Source organism: Mycobacterium sp. E3305 (assembly GCF_001666785.1).
Classification (GTDB): Bacteria; Actinomycetota; Actinomycetes; order Mycobacteriales; family Mycobacteriaceae; genus Mycobacterium.
This window is the reverse complement of sequence record NZ_LZJA01000119.1, coordinates 1-582: the sequence shown is the minus strand read 5'-3', so window position 1 is coordinate 582 and position 582 is coordinate 1. Positions and strand designations below refer to the sequence as shown.

General features: G+C 73.4%; 1 pseudogene. It reads left to right on the top strand.

Going from position 1 to position 582, the window contains the following annotated elements:
• A pseudogene (locus A5701_RS10765) lies at nucleotides 1–582 on the top strand (ATPase); the annotation flags it as partial.

Genomic DNA, 582 nt, shown 5'->3' with positions numbered 1-582 from the left:
GCCGGCAGCGCCCCGCACCCCGCCCACCGCTGGCGCCCCCGTCGCCGGCGAGCCCACCTGCTCCGCCGCCGCGTCCGGCCGCACCGCCACCACGACCCTCCGCCCCGGGCGCCGCACCGCGGCCGGCCGCGCCGCCGCCTCCGCAGGCGGCATCGGCGCCCGTCACACCCAAGCCGGCCCCGACGGCCATCGACGCGGTGCCCGACCGCGGTTGGCGTCGTGTCCTCCGGCTGGTCACTTTCGGCCTCGTCAACCTCGGCCCTTCGCCGGCGCAGCAGCAGGACGCGCAGTTCGAGGCGACCATCCGCACCCGCCTGCACGGGAACTACAAGGTCGGTGTCCTCGGCAAGGGTGGAGTGGGAAAGACATCGGTGGCCGCCAGCGTCGGATCGCTGTTCGCCGAGCTCCGGCGGCAGGATCACACGGTGGCGATCGACGCCGACACGGCATTCGGCCGCCTCAGCAGCCGGATCGATCCGGCGACTACCGGCTCGTTCTGGGAACTGACCGCCGACAAGAACCTGCAGTCCTTCGGCGATGTGGTTGCCCGCGTGGGACGTAACTCCGTTGGCCTCTATGTCC